At 68.5% G+C, this 20,704-nt stretch carries 16 protein-coding genes; 7 read left to right on the plus strand and 9 right to left on the minus strand.

Annotated features, from left to right (window positions below):
- The first annotated feature begins 12 nt into the window (after positions 1-12).
- From IPG50_14315 to IPG50_14325, 3 genes are all read left to right on the plus strand, one after another.
- Positions 13-2,418, plus strand: coding sequence for a serine/threonine protein kinase (locus IPG50_14315; GenBank protein ID MBK6693363.1), 2,406 nt, complete (start codon positions 13-15; stop codon positions 2,416-2,418).
- A 216-nt stretch (positions 2,419-2,634) separates the two neighbouring features.
- Positions 2,635-4,074, plus strand: coding sequence for a hypothetical protein (locus tag IPG50_14320; protein ID MBK6693364.1), 1,440 nt, complete (start codon positions 2,635-2,637; stop codon positions 4,072-4,074).
- 135 nt (positions 4,075-4,209) lie between these two features.
- On the plus strand, positions 4,210-5,373 hold the full coding sequence (locus tag IPG50_14325; protein ID MBK6693365.1) for an acyl-CoA dehydrogenase family protein: 1,164 nt from the start codon (positions 4,210-4,212) through the stop codon (positions 5,371-5,373).
- A 54-nt stretch (positions 5,374-5,427) separates the two neighbouring features.
- On the opposite strand, the gene IPG50_14330 is transcribed toward IPG50_14325, so the two are convergent.
- The 3 genes from IPG50_14330 to IPG50_14340 all read right to left on the minus strand — a co-directional run bounded on the left by IPG50_14330 (position 5,428) and on the right by IPG50_14340 (position 9,605).
- Positions 5,428-6,012 (minus strand): hypothetical protein, encoded by a 585-nt coding sequence (locus tag IPG50_14330; protein ID MBK6693366.1) that lies wholly within the window; start codon positions 6,010-6,012, stop codon positions 5,428-5,430.
- 300 nt (positions 6,013-6,312) lie between these two features.
- The gene (locus IPG50_14335; protein MBK6693367.1) at positions 6,313-7,989 is read right to left on the minus strand and encodes a hypothetical protein; all 1,677 of its coding nucleotides are present in this window, start codon (positions 7,987-7,989) and stop codon (positions 6,313-6,315) included.
- 5 nt (positions 7,990-7,994) lie between these two features.
- The gene (locus IPG50_14340; protein MBK6693368.1) at positions 7,995-9,605 is read right to left on the minus strand and encodes a hypothetical protein; all 1,611 of its coding nucleotides are present in this window, start codon (positions 9,603-9,605) and stop codon (positions 7,995-7,997) included.
- A 91-nt stretch (positions 9,606-9,696) separates the two neighbouring features.
- On the opposite strand from IPG50_14340, the gene IPG50_14345 reads away from it, so the two are divergent.
- Positions 9,697-11,793 (plus strand): hypothetical protein, encoded by a 2,097-nt coding sequence (locus IPG50_14345; GenBank protein MBK6693369.1) that lies wholly within the window; start codon positions 9,697-9,699, stop codon positions 11,791-11,793.
- On the opposite strand, the gene IPG50_14350 is transcribed toward IPG50_14345, so the two are convergent.
- Complete coding sequence (locus IPG50_14350; GenBank protein ID MBK6693370.1) at positions 11,790-11,978, minus strand: hypothetical protein; 189 nt, start codon at positions 11,976-11,978, stop codon at positions 11,790-11,792. The two genes, IPG50_14345 and IPG50_14350, sit on opposite strands and share 4 nt — an antisense overlap.
- Before the next feature lie 28 nt (positions 11,979-12,006).
- Here IPG50_14350 and IPG50_14355 point away from each other — a divergent pair, with 28 nt between their 5' ends.
- A complete protein-coding gene (locus IPG50_14355) occupies positions 12,007-13,062 on the plus strand; it encodes a hypothetical protein (GenBank protein MBK6693371.1) in 1,056 nt (351 codons plus the stop codon).
- Complete coding sequence (locus IPG50_14360; protein ID MBK6693372.1) at positions 13,026-13,568, plus strand: cytochrome P460 family protein; 543 nt, start codon at positions 13,026-13,028, stop codon at positions 13,566-13,568. Before IPG50_14355 ends, IPG50_14360 begins: the two co-directional genes overlap by 37 nt.
- On the opposite strand, the gene IPG50_14365 is transcribed toward IPG50_14360, so the two are convergent.
- The 5 genes from IPG50_14365 to uvrB form a co-directional block, all read right to left on the minus strand.
- Positions 13,569-14,528, minus strand: coding sequence for a hypothetical protein (locus IPG50_14365; protein ID MBK6693373.1), 960 nt, complete (start codon positions 14,526-14,528; stop codon positions 13,569-13,571).
- A gap of 169 nt (positions 14,529-14,697) precedes the next feature.
- A complete protein-coding gene (locus IPG50_14370) occupies positions 14,698-15,447 on the minus strand; it encodes a hypothetical protein (GenBank protein ID MBK6693374.1) in 750 nt (249 codons plus the stop codon).
- Positions 15,444-15,704 carry a hypothetical protein gene (locus IPG50_14375; protein MBK6693375.1) on the minus strand — a complete coding sequence of 87 codons (261 nt, stop codon included), beginning with the start codon at positions 15,702-15,704 and terminating at the stop codon, positions 15,444-15,446. Before IPG50_14375 ends, IPG50_14370 begins: the two co-directional genes overlap by 4 nt.
- Positions 15,685-16,722 carry a hypothetical protein gene (locus tag IPG50_14380; GenBank protein MBK6693376.1) on the minus strand — a complete coding sequence of 346 codons (1,038 nt, stop codon included), beginning with the start codon at positions 16,720-16,722 and terminating at the stop codon, positions 15,685-15,687. The genes IPG50_14375 and IPG50_14380 overlap by 20 nt, the downstream gene beginning before the upstream one ends.
- Before the next feature lie 385 nt (positions 16,723-17,107).
- Positions 17,108-19,213, minus strand: coding sequence for an excinuclease ABC subunit UvrB (gene uvrB / locus IPG50_14385; protein ID MBK6693377.1), 2,106 nt, complete (start codon positions 19,211-19,213; stop codon positions 17,108-17,110).
- 123 nt (positions 19,214-19,336) lie between these two features.
- On the opposite strand from uvrB, the gene IPG50_14390 reads away from it, so the two are divergent.
- Entirely contained in the window at positions 19,337-20,701 is a 1,365-nt protein-coding gene (locus IPG50_14390) for an NAD(P)-dependent oxidoreductase (protein MBK6693378.1), read from the plus strand.
- The last annotated feature ends 3 nt before the right edge of the window (positions 20,702-20,704 follow it).

Genomic DNA, 20,704 nt, shown 5'->3' on the forward strand with positions numbered 1-20,704 from the left:
TACGGTTGAGCGATGACTCGCCCGTCGGACGGTAGGGAGCATACCAACGCTCCCAGCTCATCCGAAGACGATTACCGCCCCGAGGGGCCGACGGCGCGCGCCCGCGAGCGCGTCGGCTCGACGATCGTCGGGCGTTACCGGCTCGACGAGCTGCTCGGCGTCGGCGGCAGCGCGGCCGTGTACGCGGCCACGGAGCTCGAGTCGGGTCAGCGCTTCGCCATCAAGATTCTCCACCCGGAGCTCTCCGCGCGCGACGATCTCGTGCGGCGCTTTCTGCGCGAAGGGGCCATCGCCAAGAAGCTCGATCACCCGGGCCTGGTGCCCATCTTCGAAGACGGACACACGGAAGACGGCGCTGTCTTCTTGGTGATGGAGATGCTCGAGGGCCACACGCTCGAGCGCTGGGCCACCTTCGAGGAGCGCCTCCCCATCGTCGAGAGCCTGCGCGTCGCCGAGGAGGTGCTCGATCTCCTCGCAGCGGCTCACGACGCGGGGATCGTTCACCGCGACATCAAGCCGGCCAACCTCTTTCGAACGCGCTCCGGTGAGATCAAGGTCCTCGATTTCGGCATCGCGCGCTTCTTCGAGGGCCCCAACGACGGCATGCAGACGCAACACGGCGCCGGCATGGGAACGCCGTCGTTCATGCCGCCGGAGCAGGCGCGCGGTCGCTGGAACCTCGTCGACGGGCGCACCGACGTCTGGGCCGTCGGCGCTGTGCTCTTTGCGGTCCTCTCGGGCGAGAAGCCGCGCATCGCCGAGACCACGCATGAGGAGCTCCTCCTCGCGATGACCCAACCGGTGCGCTCCGTTCTCGACGCGGCGCCGCGCCTCCCGCCGCTCGTCGCCGATGTCGTGGACCGCGCCCTCGCGTTCGCAATGGACGATCGCTTCGCCTCGGCGCGCGCCATGCAGGCGGCGCTCCGCTCGGCCCGCGAGATCCTCGAGGACAAGAGCCCCGCGTCGGCGCCGACGCGACCCGACCTGCTCGTCATCGAGAACGCGCCGGAATCGCGCTCCATGGTCTTCGTCGCGCCGCCCCCCATCTCCGACAGCGACGTCGATCCGGTGTCGCTCTCGGCGGCCGATCTCGAGACGCGCGAGCGGCCCCCGCTCATGGTCGCGCCAAGGCCGCCGGCGCCTCACGCGAAGAAGCCGTCAACCGATCGGCCGCCGCCCTTGCCCGCCGCGGCGCGCCCGCGCGAAGCCGCCGGCGTGCAAGCGCCGCCGGCGCCGCTGCCGCCCGCACCAGGCCGTCCGCGCGGCGTCGACCCCGCGACGGTGCCGCGTTCGGACGTTCAATCGGGCGGCCTGTCATCGCTCGCGCGCAGCGTCGTCGGCTTCGACGCGGAGCATCGCTACATCCTCGTGGCGGCGGAGGGCACGAACCTCATCGGCCTGCGCCTCCATCGGGGCATCGCGCTCTGGCGCCACCCGATCCCCGACGGACCGGTGTGGCTCGCGGTCTTTGGGCGCACCGTCGTGGTGGCGTCGGGGGCCTCGCTCTCCACCGTCGACCTGGTGACCGGCGAGGTCACGTTGCGGTCGGTCCTTCCCCGCCCCGTCGATCCCGACGATCGCGTGCCGAACGCGCCGGCCATCGTGTGGTTCCAGAACCCGCAACCGATGCTGGTGGCGCGCGCCAGCGGTTCGACGCTCCTCTCCATCCACGCAGGTCACGGGACAGTGGTTGCAGAGCGCACGTTTCCGTCGCGGGTCGAGATGGCCGCGTGGCACGACGTGCTCCTGGTGCTGCATGGCCGCGAGGGCGGAAAGACCCTCGAGATCTTGGACCCCATGACGTTGGCGACGGTCGCCGGGCCCGGCCGGGCGCCGATGCCCGACGCGGAGACCGTGGTCTCGGTCACCGCCGAAGGTCCCTTGCTCCTGGTGTCGGGAGAGAAGCGCGGCCTCTTCGGGAGCGGCAGCTACGTCAGCGTCATCGACGGTCGCAACATGCAAGAGCCCGTGGCGCTCCGCGACAAGGCCATCGAGCCGAGCGTGAGGCCGGTGCTCTCTGGCGGCGGTGTCATCGCGGTCCTCCGCATGCCGGAGGGGCATGCGCTCTTTGCCTGGCCCAGCGGAGCCACCGCCGGTACACCGCTCCCGCAGCGCAAGCTCGTGGCGCTCGCCGCCATGGGCCAGCTCGTCTTCACAGTCCTCGAAGACGGCACCGGCAGCCGTGAGCTCGCGACCATCGACGCGACCACGCTCGCGCCGCGCTTCGGCTACGGGCCGGTCGTTGAGGCAGCGTCACTCGTAGCGCCGGCGGGGCTCGGCGCGCCGCCGCTCGCGGAGCACTTCGTCCAGCGAAGCGAGTCCCGCGTCTTGGTGCTCGCGCCGACGGCGCCGACGCACGCGGACGTGCGCTGCATGGCGCTGGAAGTCCGCGCAGGTACAGTGATTTCAAGACTTTGACGTGCCGCGTCGCGCGCAGCGGTGAGACGCGCGCTGCGCGCCAACTCGGAAGTTGTCCATAGAGCGATTTAGGTCGCCATCACGTGCACTTACGTTCCTGCTTGAAGGATTTGGTCAGGGTACAAAAATATCTGACTTGTATTCTTTGGTCGCATGCTAAACCAGCCTCGCTGCCGGCCGGAAATACCAGCCCCGGCTCGCTCCTGGAGAGGCTCAATGACGCGTCGTTCGGTTGTTTCGCTCGCTGCCCTTTCGTCCGTCGTCCTTTTCGCCGACTTGGCAAGCGCCCAGGCCGTTTCCGACAAGAGCTCGAGCGCCACGGCGCCGCTCATCTGGCGCACCCGCGACAGCTTCTTCAACGTGGGCACGTCCCTCGGCGACAGCGACGTCGCCCTTGAGGTTGGCTTCAGCTTCCAGCCCGAGACCGACCCGCAGAAGGATCTCCTTCGCGTCGACATGTCCAAGGGCGCGCTCATCGAGGCGAGCTGGGGTGACGACAAGAACATCACCATCAAGTCCCTCGGCACGCAGCAGAAGGAAGGCGTCTTCTCCGCCGAATACGTCATCAAGCCGGGCGTCGAGATCACCGTCGACGCCGGTGCCTTCGGCACCTTCAACAAGTTCTGGGACGCCAGCGGCCTCTTGAACAAGGCCCCCGGCAGCAAGTTCGACCCGCACTCCAAGGGCCAGTCGCCGTTCGAACCCTGGGGCTGGAACGGCGCGCAGTTCACCATCCCGAGCGCGCCCATTGCGGAGAGCAAGATCGTCAGCACGACCTTCGAGGCGCTCGGCGCGAGCAAGAGCACCATCGAGGGCAACATCGCCGTCGCGATGACCACGACGCCGAAGTTCACCTACAAGACGACGTCGATCCAGCTCGATGCGAACAAGCCCCTCACGAAGGAGGGCGAAGAGCTCCAGATCCCCACCATCGACGCCGACTACCTCGAGGTGGAAGCGCTCGTGAAGGGTCGCCTCGACTACGAAGGCAACATGGTGGTCCGTCCCGTCGTCGAGGTCACGTCGATCGCGGGCTTCAACCTCCCGTTCACCATCGACCTCGCCGGCATCGCCGACGCCCAGGTGCCCTACGGCAACGACAAGACCAAGACGCCCGGCGATCTCGACGGCCCGCTCGCCGTCAACTTCCCCAAGGCCACGTTCCACATCGCGCTCCCGAACGTGAAGGTCCGCACCAAGTCGCTCGACATGGGCACCGTGACGCTCGGCCAAGAGGTCAAGAAGACCGTTCAGATCGACAACACCGGCGAGATGGGCGCCACCGTCGAGTTTGAGAGCACCGATCCGCAGTTCAAGGTCGGCAAGGCGACGCAGATCGCCATCAAGGGCAAGTACGAGCTCGAAGTGCTGTTCGTCCCGCAGAACGCCGGCCCCGCGGCGGGGAAGATCCTCGTCAAGTCCAACGACCCCAACGAGTCCAAGGTCGAGATCAACGTGACGGCGAACGGCGCCAAGCCGCTCGCCGCGCCGCCGCCGAAGGCCGAGGAGCCGCCGGCCGTGGTGGCCACACCCGGCAGCGACAGCGGCTGCGGCTGCGACGTCGTGGGCCAGAAGAAGAACCAGACGACGACGCTCCTCGGTGGCGCGCTCTTCGCGCTCGGCCTCGCCGGCCTCGCGCGTCGACGCCGCAACTGAGCGGCCGGCTGTAGCCGACTCTAACGGCTCGATGGAAGGCTCGCCTCGGCGGGCCTTCTTCGTTTTGTCCGCACCGAGAGGGCGAGGCTCCGTGTGGCCGTGGACGGCGACCGCCGACGGTATTAGACCGCCTGCATGCCCGACTTCTTCGACCTCGCGAGGCACCTGTCCCCCGAAGAGCGCTCCATCCAGGAGAGCGTGCGTCGCTTCGTCGACGCTCGCGTCCTGCCGAGCATCGGTGAGCACTTCGAGAAGGGAACGTTCCCCACCGAGCTCATCAGCGAGATCGCCGGCCTCGGTCTACTTGGGTGCAATCTACAGGGCTACGGCTGCGCCGGTCTGTCGGAGACCGCGTACGGCCTCGCGATGCAGGAGCTGGAGCGCGGCGACTCAGGCGTCCGCAGCTTCGCGAGCGTGCAGGGCAGCTTGGTCATGTACCCCATTCACACCTTTGGCTCGGAGGCGCAAAAGGAGCGTTACCTGCCGAAGATGGCGAAGGGCGAGATCATCGGCTGCTTCGGCCTCACGGAGCCGGATCACGGTTCGAACCCGGCGGGCATGCGCACCGTTGCCATCGACGACGGCGCCCACTGGGTCCTGAACGGCACCAAGCGGTGGATCACCAACGGCAACGTGGCCCAAGTCGCGCTCGTCTGGGCCAAGGTCGGCGGCCCCGAGGGTCTGGTCCGCGGATTCTTGGTCCCCACAGAGACGAAGGGGTTCGAAGCGCGCCTCATTCACAAGAAGATGAGCCTCCGCGCCAGCGTCACCAGCGAGCTCATCCTCGAGGACGTCCGCGTCCCGAAAGACGCCGTGCTCCCCAACGTCGTCGGCATGAAGGGCCCGCTCTCATGCCTCACGTCGGCGCGCTTCGGCATTGCGTGGGGCGTCATCGGCGCGATGCACGCGTGTTTTGATTCGGCCCTCGACTACGCGAAGCACCGCGTTCAGTTCGCCGGCAAGCCCATCGCGTCGCACCAGCTCGTGCAGGCAAAGTTCGCCGAGATGCTGACGCAGATCACCTCGGCGCAGCTCATGGCCCTCGAGGCGACGCGGCTCAAGGAGCAGAAGCAGCTCCGGCCGCAACACGTGAGCATGATCAAGCGCAACAACGTGCGCGCAGCCCTCGAGATCGCGCGAACGTGCCGCGACATCCTCGGTGGCAACGGCATCACGCTCGAGTACCCGGTGATGCGCCACCTCTGCAACCTCGAGACGGTCTCCACCTACGAGGGGACCCACGACGTGCACACGTTGATCTTGGGGCAAGACGTGACCGGGATCAGCGCCTTCGAGTGACGCGCCGCCTAGCGGGTCACCGCGCGACGCGGCTTGGAGGGCAGAGCTTGCCGCTCAGAGAGACAAGTCGAGCGTCATCCGGAAGAAGACGCCGTTGGTCGAGAGCGCCCCGAGCTTCGTGCTGGCCACGGGCCGCGGATCGTCGCGGTCCGTCGGTTCGAGCTTGAGATTCGCCGCCGTCGCCAGTTGAACGCCGACCTCCGGCGTGAGCCAGAAGCGCGCGCGATGCCGCGTTGGCGCCGCGTGCGGCCCCAGAAGGAGCGAAGCGCCCAGCGAGAGGTCCGTAGCAAAGGACCAAGCCGAGCCGCGAAGCTGGCTCGGCGCCGAAGGATCGGTGACGTCGAAACGAAGGAGCTGCGCACCGGGCGCCACGCGAGCGAAACCGTAGACCAGAGGCCGTGGGTGAAAGCGCGCCTCGATGGGAAGCGCGAAGCGCTCCGACGTGAGGCCTGCAGCGAGGCCTCGCATCGAGGAGCCTCGACCGCCGTGATCCCACGCAAGGCCCGCCGCGAGCGCGAACCGATCCCGACCGAAGAGCGTCCGCGACGCCGCGAGCGTGACGCCGGCGAGCGCGTCGCCCTTCGCGAAGGCGTCGAAGGTCGAGTCGCCGACGGATGCGACCCGGAAGCCGAGCGACATTTTCCAAGAGTCTCGCTTGGTCCCCGAGCTCTCCCGTGAGGACGCGACTCGGCTCCTCCGCGGGCTCGGCGCCACCGGGCGACTCCTCGCTCGGCGACGACGGTGCTGGAGCCGGCTGCGCGCGTTCGACGGTCGGCGGAGCAACTGGCGCGGCGGCTGCCCCCGTGGACGGCGGAGGCGACGGCGGTACCGGGCCCGGTACCGGGGCTGCCGCAGGCTCATCGGCGCGCGCGCCCCCGGCGAGGGCAGACGAGGCCAGGAGGAGAGCAACGCTGAGCCGTCGCCGCATGAGCACGCGCATCACTGCACCCCTTCCAAGAGAAGGCCTGAATAGGCGACGGTGCGCGCCGGATCGGGCGTCAGTGCGTCGAGGAGCGTCAAGCCGACGGCGCCTCGCGCGTGCACCGCCACGAGGGCCCGGCCACTGGGTGCCTCGATGTCGTAGACGGCGTCGATGTTTCGCTCGACGTCGAGCGTCTGGGGTCGGGCGTCCGCGAGCCCGATGGCCGCGAGCTTGCCGGTGCCTGGTTGAAACGCCCAGGCTCGAGCGCCGTCGGAAGAGACCTCGAGCGAGAGGGCGTTCGCCGTCGACACGAGCGGCGAGGCCGTGCGGTCCTTGAGGTTGAGGATCGCGAAGCTCGCGGTGCCGGAGGCGCCAGAAGTCCCGCGGCCAAGCTCGAGCACCTTGAGCTCGGGTCGCGGCGGCGGCACGTCCTTGACGGACGCGACGGCACCGCCGACCGAGACGAACTCAACGGAGCGATAGGGCACGCCGCTCGTCCTGCCCAGAGACCAGAACGCGACGCCCGCCCCCGAGCCGCCCCAAAGGAGCGCCACATCGGAGCTTGCCGCCGGAGCGGCCACGGCGGCAACGTCTCGCGTGACGAGCGACACGCGCGTGAACGGTGCCGGCAACGTCACCTTGTCGGTCACGCCGGTCTCGGGTTCGACGAGCACGGCGCTGGAGATGCCGGGGACGATCGCGGCGAGTCGAAGACCGCCGTCGGTGCGGACGAAGGCGAGATCCGAAGGCGGGCCGCCGACGTCGACGAGGTTGACGGTGGGCGAGAAGTCGTTGGCGTTGGGGGGCGGCGTGGTGCCTGCCGCCGCCGCCGTCGCCGGTCCGAGGGTGAGCGTCACAACGCTCGAGTCGCTTTCGCTGCGAATGGCGATGCGGGTGTCGTCGTTGCGCGTCGGCTCGCCATCGTCGAAGACGAGGCCCGCAGGCTTCAGCACCTTGCTCGTGCTGCCGCTGCCGAGGCGCACCGTGATCTCGGGGCGCTCCGGCTTGTCCTTCAGGTGATCGAGGTCGAGCAGCGCGACGTCTTGCTCCGTCTCGGCGATGAGCAGTCGCCGCGAGCCCCCGGGGAGCGAGAGCGGCGGCGTGAACGTGAAGCGGCGAGGCGTGCCGCCGAAGCTCCGCAGCGTGCGGGAGGTGGCGGCCGAGTCGGTCGACGGATCGTCGAGGTCGAGGACGACGACCTCGTTGGGGTTCTCCACAAACGACGCCTTGAGGTTCGCCGTGCCCGCCGGCGCTGCGTGCAGCGCGACGTAACGCCCCAGCGGGTCGAGCGTCAACGCGCTCTGCGCGTTCTTGAGGGCGAACGTGCGGTGGATCGTGGCGCCGCCGGAGCGGCGAATGACGGTGAGCGACGGGCGGGCGTCCTTCTCTTCACGACGCGGCTGGTCGCCGGCAGACAAGACGAAGAGTGTCGTGCGATCGCGCGAGAGCGCCGTGGCCACAACGTTGGGCCCGACGGCCACCGAGCTCCGCGCGAGTCCGAGGTCTGGCTCCGGCACAGCGAGCACGACGCGCTTCGCCGACTCGTCGACGACGGCAACCGCGTCGACGAGCCCGTGACGCGCCCCGATGCGGATGGGGTCGTTCCACACGTCGGCGCGCTCGCCACAAGCAAGGCCGGCTCCCGCCGCGAGGACGAGAAAGAGAGGCATCAACGACCGGTCACGAACGCTCATCGGCCTCATCGCCCCACCGATCCATCGACGACGCGCGCCGCCAGCTCGAAGCCCGTCAACGTGCGCGCGGCGCCCGTCGCAAAGTCGATAAACGTGATGCGTCCCTCGGGGTGCTCTTGTGCGACGAAGGCGCGCCGCGACCGCGCGGCGACGCCAGCGGCAATGGGCGGACTCGCCAGCGTGTAGCGCTGAACCATGAGCGACGGGAAGCTCGCGAGGGAGGCCCGGTAGACCTTCGACCGATCGTCGCGCTCCGTGATGATGGCCCGATCGCTCTCCGGCGCGATGGCCACCTGCATCGTAGGCGCTTCCGTGGCCACAATCTTCGCGGGAAGCTCGGCGGAGAGCGGCACGAGGCTGAAGGCGCTCGTGGCCGGCCCACCGGCGCTGGCGCTCACCGGCGGATGAAAGATGACGGCGTGGGCGCCTGATGGCGCGAGGAACGCCGCGAGCACCGGTGAGTACAAGCGTGTGGGCCGCGTCGTGGCCGGCGTCGTCGAGAAGTCGAGGACGCTCATGCGTTCCACTGACGGGTCGGTGGTGTAGAGGAGTGCGCGGCTGCCTTCGGGCGCGAACGCGACCGACCCAACGGTCTCGCCGGGAAGCGTCACCGTGTCGAAGGTCAAAGGGTCGTTCCAAATCTGCGGAATGGGCAGGATGACGGCCTTGGCGGTGCTCCGAACGACCGCAATGGCGCGGTCGCCGTTGGGCCCAAGGTCGAGATCGGTAACGGGCCCGTCGAGCGTGACGGTCTTGCGCGTCCCATCAACGAGCGAGATCACCGTGAGCGTCGATGCACCGTCGCGACGCACGAGCGCGTAGGCGCCGTCGGGGGTGAGCGACACGTCGCGAGAGCCGGGATCCTCTAGCGGTGCGTCGGAGAGCGCGACGTTCTTGGATACGCGCGGGCCCGACGCCGTCGCGAGCTCAACAACGGAGACCCCGTCTTGCGTGACCGCGAACGCTTTGTCACCGGCGGCCGAGAAGCCAATCGCGACAGGTCGGTAGCCGACGGCGAGGACCGTGGAGCGACGGGTCGCGAGGTCGACGATGCACACGTCTTGAAAACCGAGGGTCTTGGGCGCGCTGGCCTCGCGGCGCGCGTCGGTCCACGCGATGGCCGTGAGGCCGTTGGGCGCGACAGCCCAACGATTGCCGCCGCTCGGCACCGGCACCGTGGCCACGTCGAGGGTCGCTCCAACGCCGATGAGCGTGGCGTCCTTTGAGCCGCTGTTCAGAACGATGACCTTGTCGTCGTCGCAAGGCTTCGGCGCACACGTCGGCGGAACCGTCGCGAGGAAGGTCGGCTGATTGCCGGCTTCGAGGGTGCGCACCGCGAGCGTGGTCGCGTCCACGAAGGCCACGCGCCCGCTGCGCGGGTTTGCAGTCCACACGTATCGGCCCGTCGCTACGGGAGCCTCGTAGAGCGATTCGAGCTCACGTTCGGGGGCGGCCGCGTCGCTCGACGCCCCTCCGGCGGTCGCTCCAGAGGCGGAGGGATCACCGGGAAACGCGCCCCGTTCCGCTGAGGAGGACAACGCGTCGCCCGAGGCGCCGCACGCGAGCGGCGCGCACGCGAGCGAGACGAGGAGCCATCGCCGCTTAGTCACCATCATGGTTCGTTCCTCCGCAACAGCAGTGCCAACGCCATTTCCTCGACGAACACTGTATCCTTCCCGCACGGACCGCGCTCGCCCCGTGACACTCGTGTCATCCCGACCCCAAACTGGCGGCCTCGTGGCGCGCCTTGGCATGCCGCGAGGTCTCTTGCTCGCGCTCGGGGTTGTGTTCGGATGCAGCGATACGGCGGCGCCCGTCCCCCAAGCCCAGCCGACGGCAAACTCGGAGCGCCCGCCTTGCACCGCGGGCTTTCGTGCGGAGGAGCGCGGGCGTGGCTGCGTTCCCATCTTGCCTCCTCGCGAATGCCCGGCGGGGACGCGGAGCCAGGTGGGATCGGTCGAGTGCGTGGCCGTGGGCGTCACGCGCTGCGCGGCCGGTTTCGAGCGAGCCGAGGGCGGCTGGGGCTGCTCGCCGATCCTCACGCAGGGCTCGTGTCCCCAAGCGGAGCGGCCCCGCCTCGGGGTACGCGACTGCGTTCCCGTCGCGAGCTGTGACGCGTTTCCGCCGCCAGAAGCGACCCATTTCGTCCGCGCTGACTACGCCGCCGTCGAGCTCGACAAGACCCACTTTCGAACCATCGGCGCTGCCATCGCCGCTGCCCCCAGCGGCGCTACGGTGGCCATCGACCGCGGCACCTACGTTGAGTCCGTCGACATCTCGAAGCCCGTCACCCTGGTCGGCCGGTGTCCGGCGGAGACGCTCGTGAGCGGCGCCGGCACGGCCACCAAAGGTCTGTTGGTGCGCACGCGGGACGTCAGCCTTCGCGGCTTCACGATCGATGGTTTTGAGTACGGAATGCACGTCGTCGGCAGACTTGCGATGCGCGACGTCATCGTGCGGGGATCACGACGCGCGGGGATTTTCTCCGCGCAGCAAGCCACGCTCGAACTCTCGAACGTCGTCGTGGAAGGCGGCACGATGGTGCCCGGCACCAGGGAGGCCTACGGACTTCTCGTGCAACAAGGATCGACGGCGCGCGTTGAGGACAGCGTCTTCGCCGACAACGAATTCACCAACGTCGCAGCGCTCGATGCGGGAACGAGCTTGCGCGTTTCCCGCTCCATCATCAAGAGCGGACGGTCATCCTCCAGCGCGAACGCGCTCTCGAGCGCCGGCGTAGGGGCCGTGGCCGGCAAGGGCGCGACCTTCGACATCGAAGAGTCGGCCATCCTCGACAACCGGGAAAACGGCGTGCTCTTGCTCGAGAGCGGCGCCACCGTGTCCATTCGCGGTTCGGTAGTCGCCGGCACGCGCCCCTCCGACAGCGCCGACGGCGCCGGGCTCTTCGCCTTCGCCGGGTCCGCCTTTGCCGAAGAGACGACCTTTGCTGAGAACGGACGCACCGACGTGGCGCTTCAAGGCGCGGCGGAAGCCGAGCTCACGAGCGTCACCATCGCGCGTGCTGCCGGGCAGGCGGCTCCGACAACGGAGGGGGCCGCGCTTGTCACGGAGGGCCGCGCGCGCGCCACGCTGCGCAGCGTGGCAGCCCTCGCATCGCGAAACCTCGGTCTGCGGATCCGGGGCACCGGGAGCGCGAGCATCGTGGAGAGCCTCGTGGCGGACACCGCTCCTGTGGCCGGGGACATTGGCGGATACGCCCTCGCCGTCGCGCCCCATTCGGTGCTTGCGATGAGCCGCTCCACCGTCCGAAACGCAACGGCGGCCTCGCTCCTCCTCGACGGGGGCACCGCCAAGTTGAGCGAGGTCCTCGTCACCCATACGCGCTCTCGCGCCGGCAGCGGCGGCAACGCCATTTCGGTTCAGACGGGGGGGACGGTGGAGATCGAGCGTTCGGCATTTGTCAGCAACCGGTCCATTGCCATCGGCGTCATCAGCGAAGGCAGCCGCGCGAGCGTCGTGGATTCGACCATCATGGATACCGATAGCGACGACGGCGGCAGCTTCGGCATGGGGGTCTTCGTGGCCGGAGCCTCGGCGTCAATTCTGCGAACGACGATCCTCTCGAGCAAGAGCGTCGGCGTAGCCTTCGCTTCCGGCAGCGGCCTCCTCGACGACTCGGTGCTGGCCAACAACACCGTCGCGATGCACGCGCAAGGCGGCTCGACCCTCGCCGAGACGGGCGAGCCCCGCCCGCTTTTCGTGCTCGTTTCTGCCACCACGCGCCTCATCGAGAACGGGGCGCGCCTCGGCTCGGGGTTGGTGCCCGTGCCAAGCCCGTTCTAGAACGCCGGCGGCGCCTCCCCGACGACGGTGCCCGGAGGCGAGACGGCGCCCGCGGCGAGACGGCGCCCGACGCGGCGCGACGGCCGGGCCGCGTTCTTGGGGGGCAAGTCGATTGAGTCGTTGACGCAAGCGCGCTGCCGCACGTACCTTCCGAGCAGCTTGCGGACCGTAACCGCCCTCGCCATCTGTGCCTTTTTCCTCGGCCTTCCTCGCTTGGCATTGGCCGGCGATTTGGATCCGACGCCGGAGCGGCTCGTCCTTCAGCCGCCGAACCTCCCCGCCGGCGAGACGTGCCAGAGCATCGCGGCCTCGCCCGACAAAGCCCTCGCCGCCGGCACCTTGCCGACCAGCCTCAACTGCCGGCCGGACAACATGGCGTTCCGAAACTACGTGTCCGAGTTGGGCTTCGCCATCGCCCCGACGGCCAACTACCCGGCCCGAACCACAGGCATCGGCGGCATCGCGCTGACCATCGAGGCGGCTTACACCAAGGTGAACAGCGACGGCCAGAGCATCGGTGACGATCGCTCGACGACCTCCTATTGGCGCAAGGGCACGCAAGGCAGCAAAGACACCGGCTCAAACCAGTTCTCGCGCGAGAACACGAGCCCCAACTCGCTCCTGTCCGTCTACACCCTCAAAGCCAGAAAGGGTCTCCCCTTCGGTTTCGAACTGGTCGGAGCCTTGGGAACCATCAGCGGGTCCAGCCTTTGGGTCGTCGGCGCCGACGCTCGCTGGTCACTCCTTGAGGGGTTCCGCAGCGGCGCCCTGGGCGTCTTGCCCGATTTCTCCGTCGGCGGCGGCGTTCGCACGCTGACGGGCACCTCGAAGTTCCACCTCACGGCCGTCGGCTTCGACGTCAAGGCGTCCAAGCCGATCCCCATCGCCGACTCGGCGACGCTCACGCCGCACGTCGGCTACCAGCGCCTCTTCATCTTCGGCGACTCGACGATCACCGATTTTACGCCGAACACCGACGCGCTCCGCGAGTGCGGTTACGCGGGCCCCGACCCGCGGACCGGCGTTCCCTCGTGCCGCAACAAGCTCGCGAGCGGCGCGGACAACAACGTCGACTTCAACAACTTCGCCACCTTCGACAAGGTGCGCGTGCACCGGCACCGCATGATGTTCGGTGCAACCTACAAGTATGAAATCTTGTATGTCGGCGGCCAGTTCCTGATCGACGCGACGCCTCCCGACTCCGAAAACTACGGGCTACAAAGCACTCGCCAATGGACGCTATCGCTCGAAGGTGGCGTCTTCTTCTGACGCTCGCTGCGGCGGCCACGGCCGCGGCTTGTGACAAGCCGCCGGAGTCGCCGGTGGGCGTCTCGCAGGCGATGCGACCGGGGCCTCGCGCGGCCGACGCCGGCGCGGCGCCGCGCCCCCTGACGGTCCTGCCCGCCGACTTCCGCACGCGGCTGGGGAAGCTTTCGGGTCGCTTCGTGTCGGCGGGGCACGCGGGTGCTCGTTTCGACGCTCTGCTTTACGCCAACGAGGGCGCGACCGAGGCCTTCGCAAAGCACGCGGGGACCTTTCCCGTCGGGGCGCTCTTCATCAAGGAGCACTGGGAGCGAGGTGGCGACGGCAAGCGCGGCCCCGTCATGGCCATGGAGAAGATGGCTGCCGGCTTCGACCCCGCTCACGGCGACTGGCGCTTCGTGGTGGTAGCGGCCGACGGTGAGGTCGTCGTCGACGGCAAACCGGAGGGCTGCGTCCTCTGCCACGACGACGCCGCGCATGACCACGTCTTTCGGCTCGGTAGCGCGCCCTGATCAGACGCGGGACGCCAGCGCCACCACGAAGGCCACGGAGAGCGCCAACAGCACGACGGCCGCAAGAACGACGGCCAACGCCGCGCCGCGGAAGCCGCCGCGAAGGGCTCGCTCGGCGGCGTCGCCTGACAGGCCGTAGGCACCGCGCAAGAAGGCCCGCGAGGCCCGGCCGGGCGCGCGGCCGGCCTTGGTCAACGTGGCGAAGGCCGAGGCTGGTCCCTCTGATAACAGCAACGCGACGAGACCGATGGGGCCCAGGACGATGTCCCAACCGGCGGCGTAGAGTCCGAAGCGGAGCGCACGCGTGCGCTGACCGCGCGCGCCCGAGTTGCGAGCCGCCCGGTCGAGGGCCAACGCATGCAGCGCGTGCGCACCGACGAGGAGGAGCGCGATGAGCGGCAAGCCGACCACCGTGGAACGGGCGGCAAAGGCCAGCGCGCCATCCGACACGACGACCTCGGCGGAGAGCGCTGGCAGAAGCAAGCCTACGCCGCTGGCGGCCCCGAGCATCAGGGCCGAGGCCGCGGCGAGCTCCGAGAGCAGCGCGAAGCGAAGCGCTGGAGCGACGGCGCCATCAGGCAGCGCCTCAAAGAACGATTCGGGCTGCTCCGTCGCGAGGCGCGCCGTGAGCCAAAGGCCGCGCAGCGACGAGCCATCGCGTTCCCAGGGCACGATGGTCAAGAAGCCGGAGCGCTCCTCGTCGGGATCGCAGCCGAGGCAATCGACGTCGCCGCAGCGCGCGCAAACGACCGCCGCCGGCACCTCAAGGCGGTCGAGGTCTTCGTCGGCAACAGCGGGGGAGGCCGGTGCGACCAGCTCTCGAACCTTGAGCGAGCCGCTGTCGGGCGGCGCAGGAACGCGCTCGCTCGACGGCACCGCTCCATCGCGGGCGGCACCGCCTTGAGCCCCGCCCTGGAGCACGAGGAAGCGCTTGTTCTTTGCCGGCGAGGCCACGGTCACAGGATGACTCCATGAGACCGGGGACGCCACGAAGTGGCGTGGTGCGAATCGAGGCGCCTACGCGGGAGCGGTGAGGATTGGCGCGCGGCCGACGCGGGGCCGACGCAGCGGGGGCGGAATCACACGGAAGCCTGCGGATTTCCAGCCTTCCGCCACTCTTCCTCGGTCGTCATTTGCGTCCACCAGAACTGCATCCGCGAGCGCACCTCGTGCGCGACGTCGCGGAGCTCCGGCTCGAAGTAGGCCTTGGTCCCGATGTACTTGGTCCAGTAGGCGATCTGCGCCTGCTCGTAGGCCTTGAGGATCGCGAGCGGGGTCGGCGACCGGTGGTCGCGAATGGCCGCTCCGCGCGGCGCATCTGGAGCCACTCGGGGTAGGCCGCTTCCCACGCCATGGCGTGGCCGCCGCTGGCGATGGCCATGCGCGCCAAGGTCGCCGGCTCAAAGGTCACGACGCTCTGGCAGTGCGTGCAGGTGACGTTGATGGCGCGGTATGTCACAGGGATCGCGAGCGGTACGCCGCAGTGACCGCAGTTGCGCTCAGCCTGCGTCACGAGGGCCCGCTGATGAAGCTCGCGCGCACCGGCGGCGAAGGTTCGCATCTCGGAGGCCTCGCGCTTGTTCTCCAGATCAAAGGCGAGGTCCTCACCCTTGCGCCGCTCGCGCATCTGCACGCCGCGCTCGACGCCTTCCTGCTCGAAGACCGCTTCGACCTTCTCGTTCCAGGTGTCGATGATGCGACGCTCGAGCTCCTTCAGGCGATCGTTGACCGCCATCCACGCGTGCGAAATCGGGATGAAGTCGTGCCCGCAGGCGGCGAGCGCCGCCTTGGACCCTTCCTCTGCCTCTTGGCAAACGGCCGCGTGGCGGTCCGCGATCTGTTTGAGAAATCCGTCCCATCGCGCGGCAGCAGCGCTCATAGCTTCTCCTTGCAGAAGCGACACACGAGCTCCTCGTGTTGACGAGGGGCTCCACATTGTTTGCACGTCATGATGGCCACGCCGGCGGCGACCGTCTGGTCGGGGGCGGCCTTCTCTTTTTGCGCGGCGACGGCGCGCGCAAAGAGAGCCGAGACGCCGACGCCACCCCCTGGCGTCGGCGCGGCGGGAGGCTTCTCGGGCGGCTTTTGGCCGCCGCCCGAGTCGCCGCTTCCGGAATCAGAACGAGATGTCGACATCGGCCTTCACGCCGGGGTACTTGGCCTCGAACTTGGCCTCGACTCGCTTCTGCATTTCGTTGAACTGCTTGTGGTTCTGAACGGCAGTCCGGTGAATGTGGTAGCCCATGAAGGCTGAGAGATCGCACCAGTCCACGACGCTGAGGCTGCACGACTTGAGGACCTCGACGGGGTCTTTGCCCTGCTTGGCGCCGTAGGCCTGCTCGTAGAGGATCTCCCAGTACTGCTCGAGGGTCATGGGCGGCTGCATGTTGAGCTCGCGGTTCGCCGCGCGGGCAGCGGTCGCTTCCTTGGCGTACTCCGAGTACTTGCCCTTGGAAGCCGCCTGGAAGGCGTCGCCGTAGATCTGCGCCACCGTGAACGTGGTGTCGCGCGACATACGGGCTTCCCACTCGGCGCGAGCCTTATCCCAGCGCGGCATGTCGATGCCCTGACCCTTGAGCATGTCTTCCGCGTTGGCGCCCTGAGCGATGGCGGCGTTGATGCCGGCCCATTGCTCAAGAGAGATGCCCTCGACGGGGTTGAGCTCGCCGCTCGCGGCCTTGGACGCGGCGGTCTTGGCCATCAGCTTCTGGGTCATCCCCATGCGGTGGTTCATCATGCGCTGGGCCATGGCGTCGATGCCGCCGTACTTGCGCGCGAGGACCGTCTGGACCGAGTCCCTCACGGCCTGCCAGTGTCGGCGGTCGCGGATGCCCCACTGGCGCATTGTGCGGTCGTGGTCTTCCTCGGTGATGGTGACGTTCGGCGCGATCATGCCCTCGCTGTCCATGTAGAGCTGGGCCTCGAAGAACGCGTCCTCGTCGGTCTCGGGGTTGAAGCCCGCGAGGTCGAACTCATGAACCTCGCCGCAGTGGGGACAGGTCTCTTCCTCCGCCGCCTCCGGTTCGGGCTCCGACGACGCCATCTGCGCCGCGTGCCCGCCGCCGCCATGGGCCTGAGCCGGCAGGCCTGCGGGCTCCGACTTCATGCCGAGCAGTTTCATGACGAAGTCGATCAGCGTCTTCAGCAGTCCCATCGAAGTCCTCCTGTTTATCCGGGGCGCCTGGCGCAGCGGGTGCGACCCAGGCCCGAAGACCGGAGGGTACGCGACTGGTTTCGAAAGAAGCCCGCGAATTCGTTCCGGGGCCTCTCTCTGCGCGGTGGCTTCCCGACATTGTGCGGGCGAGTGTCGAGGGAGAGGCTGCAAGGCGTGTGCTCGGCGAGCGCCCGAGAAAAAGCGTGGCAAATCTCGGAGGCGTCGCACCCTCGAAAAAGAACCTGTCGCAAGGCGCTGCCCAAGGGTGCAAGCGCGTGCACGAGACGCGCGACGACTTTCCACCGCGGCGCGAAAGCTATGGCGAAGAAGGAACTTGGTGCACCAACGATTCGCGGAGCGAGCTCTTGTTCGTGCTTCTCACAGCTCAGCGGCGCTTCGCGGGTCGCCGGCTGGAGCGCGTCTTCGCGCTCTTGGTCGTCGTGCTGCTCGACTTGCGCTTGCCGTAGGGCTCGTACGTCGCGACGTCTTCCGGCCGCCCCCGGCCCTCGGCGCCCTCGAGAGCCTTTAGCTGATCGCGCAGCCGCGCGGCCTTCTCGAACTCGAGGTTCTCGGCGGCCGCGAACATCTCGAGACGGAGCACCTGGATTTGGTCGGCGAGCTCCTCGCCGCCTTGCGCCTCTACGCCGCGCTTACCGCCGCCCTTCGGAATGTTCAGGTAATCGATGATGCCCGAGTCGGGGTTCATGTTCATGACGGCGCGAACGACCGTCGCGGGCGTGATGCCGTGCTCCAAGTTGTACGCCTCCTGGATGACACGGCGCCGCGAGGTCTCGTCGATGGCGCGCTTCATCGCGGCGGTCATGGCGTCGGCGTACATGATGACGCGCCCGTTCAAGTTGCGCGCGGCGCGCCCCATCGTCTGGATCAGGGAGCGGGCGCTTCGGAGGAACCCTTCCTTGTCGGCGTCGAAGATCGCCACGAGGGAGACTTCGGGCAGATCGAGACCCTCGCGCAAGAGGTTGATGCCGACGAGGACGTCGAACTCCCCGAGCCGGAGATCACGCAAGATGTCGATGCGCTCGAGCGTGTCGACGTCCGAGTGGAGGTAGCGCACCCGCACGCCGAGCTCGCGATAGTAGTCGGTGAGGTCCTCGGCCATGCGCTTGGTGAGCGTCGTCACCAAGATGCGCTCGTTCGCGGCGACGCGCTTCTTGATCTCGGCCAGGAGGTCGTCGACTTGGCCGGCCACGGGCCTGACCTCGACCTCCGGATCGGTTAGCCCCGTCGGGCGAATGACCTGTTCGACGAAGACACCGTCGGCCTTCTGCAGCTCGTATTCGCCTGGCGTCGCCGACACGTAGATGGCGTGTTTGACCCGTGTCTCGAACTCCTCGAACTTGAGCGGTCGGTTGTCGAGGGCGCTCGGCAACCGGAAGCCGTATTCGACGAGCGTCTCCTTGCGCGCGCGATCGCCGCGAAACATCGCCTGCACCTGCGGCACGGTCTGGTGCGATTCGTCGAGGATGAGGAGGTAGTCCTCGGGGAAATAGTCGATGAGCGTGGGCGGCGGATCGCCCGCTTTGCGGCCCGAGAGGTGCCGCGAGTAGTTCTCGATGCCGTTGCAGAACCCCATCTGCTCCATCATTTCGATGTCGTAGGAGGTTCGCTGCTCGATGCGCTGCTTCTCGAGGAAGCGCCCCGCCTTGTCGAAGAACTCCAGCCGCTCGCGGAGCTCGACGCGAATGCCGTCGATGGCGCGGCGCATCTGCTCTTGCGGCGTCACGTAGTGGGAGCCGGGATAGATGGCGTAGCGGTCGAGCGAGCCTTTCACCCGGCCCCGCAGCGGGTCGACCTCCTTCATCGCTTCGATGACGTCGCCGAAGAACTCGATGCGAATGGCGGTCTCTTGCTCGTAGGCGGGGAAGACCTCGACGACGTCGCCGCGAACGCGGAACGTGCCGCGGTGGAAGTCCACGTCGTTGCGCTCGTATTGCACGTCGACGAGCATCCGGAGGAGGTTGTCGCGGCGGAACTCCTCGCCGACTTTCAGATCAATCAGGAGGCCGTGGTAGCTCTCGGCGCTGCCGATGCCGTAGATGCAGCTCACCGACGCGACGATGATGACGTCACGCCGTGATAGGAGCGCGCGCGTCGCCGAGTGACGCATCCGATCGATGGCGTCGTTGATGATGGCGTCCTTGTCGATGTACGTGTCCGTCGTCGGCACGTACGCCTCGGGCTGGTAGTAGTCGTAGTAGCTGACGAAGAACTCGACGGCGGCCGACGGAAAGAGCTCCTTCATCTCGCCGTAGAGCTGCGCCGCGAGGGTCTTGTTGGGCGCCAAGATGAGCGTCGGTCGACCGTGCTCGGCGATCACGTTGCCGATGGTGAAGGTCTTTCCGGAGCCGGTGATGCCGAGGAGCACCTGGTGGCGATCGCCGCGCTTGAGGCCCTCGCTGAGCTCGAAGATCGCCTTGGGCTGGTCGCCTTTGGGGGCGAACGCCGAGACGAGTTTGAAGTCCGCGGCCATGGAGCCAATCACCATTATCCGAAGCGAGCCGTGCGACAAGCGGTCGCATCGCCGTCGGTGCCGCGACCGCACGCGAGGCCCGCCGACGCCCCGGACTCGGCCCAACTGTGCTACTCGTGAGGCGTGGCGGATCCTCCGAGCAAGCGGCCTCCCGTGCCGCGGCCCGCCGGTGCGCCGGCCCCGCTGTCGAGCCGGCCACCGGAAACGGGACGCGAGTGGCCTCCCCCTCAAACGGTGAGGGAGGAAGAAGCTGCGCCGACCGTCGCCGAGGAGCCGGTCTTCCGCCTGCCCGACGATGCGCTCTCGGTGACGGCGCCAGGCCTGGTCTACGAAGCGCCGGCCGAGGGGACGCTACCGTTGCCTCGACCAACGAGCCGCCCGCCGCCGTTGCCTCCGCCTTCGGGCGTGCCGCCGGCACCCCCGAGCACCGATCCGCTGCTGGGGCGCTCGGGCGCGAGTCGCGTCCCTCCGGGCGCTCCCAACACCGATCCGCTGCTCGCGCGCTCGGCGTCCAACCGAATCCCGCCGGCTCCACCGTCGTCCGCGCCCGCGGACCGGCCGAGCGCGAGGCCCGGACCCGGCTCGCTGCCGCCGCCGGGCCCTCGCGGCTCGACCCCCCCCACCTTCGGCGTCGTGGCCTTCTTGGGCACTGGCAGCATGGGCCTCCCGATGGCCGCGAACATCGCACGGCGCGGCTTCTCGCTCCACGTGTGGAACCGGACGCGCGAACGCGCCGCGTCGCTGTCCCCGCTCGGCGCGAAGGTCAAGAGCAGCCCCGCCGAGTGCGTGGAAGGTGCGCGGTTGGTCATCACGATGCTGACCGACGAACGAGGCCTCACCGACGTGCTGACGAGCTCGACGGGAGCGTTGCATAAGCTCGCCCCCGACGCGCTCGTCGTCGATATGTCGACCATCGGTCAAGCGGCGGCCGTCCGCGTCGCGCAGCTCGTCCGCGACGCCGGCGCGCGCTTCGTCGACGCACCTGTGACCGGCTCACCGGGCGCCGCGGAGCGAGGCGAATTGGTCGCACTCGTGGGCGGCAAGCTCAATGAGATCACGCGGGCCCAGCCGGTGCTTCTCAGCATGTGTCGCCGCATTCTCCACGCCGGCGATGTTGGCTCGGGGCAGGCCTTGCGCGTGCTCTTGGCGGGCCTTGCGGCGGACCAGCTCGTGGCGCTGACGAGCACCCTCGCCCTCGGCGAGAAGCTAGGCCTACCGCGGCGCACGATCCTCGAAGCCTTCGCGGCGAGTCCTTACGCCGCGCCGGCCTTCGCGATGCGCAAGGAGAAGCTCCTCGCAAAGGACTTCTCCGTCGAGACGACGCTCGAGACGCACCTCCGCGACGCGCGACTCTTCGCAGAGCTTCAACAGGAAGCCGGGCTCCCACTCGCGGTGAGTCGCGAAACGCTTCGCACCCTGGAGAAGGCCGTCGAAGAGGGCCTCGGCGCCGATGACGCGTTTGCCCTCGAGAAGTACTTCAAGCTGTAGCGT

The organism is Myxococcales bacterium (genome assembly GCA_016703425.1).
Classification (GTDB): Bacteria; Myxococcota_A; Polyangia; order Polyangiales; family Polyangiaceae; genus JADJCA01.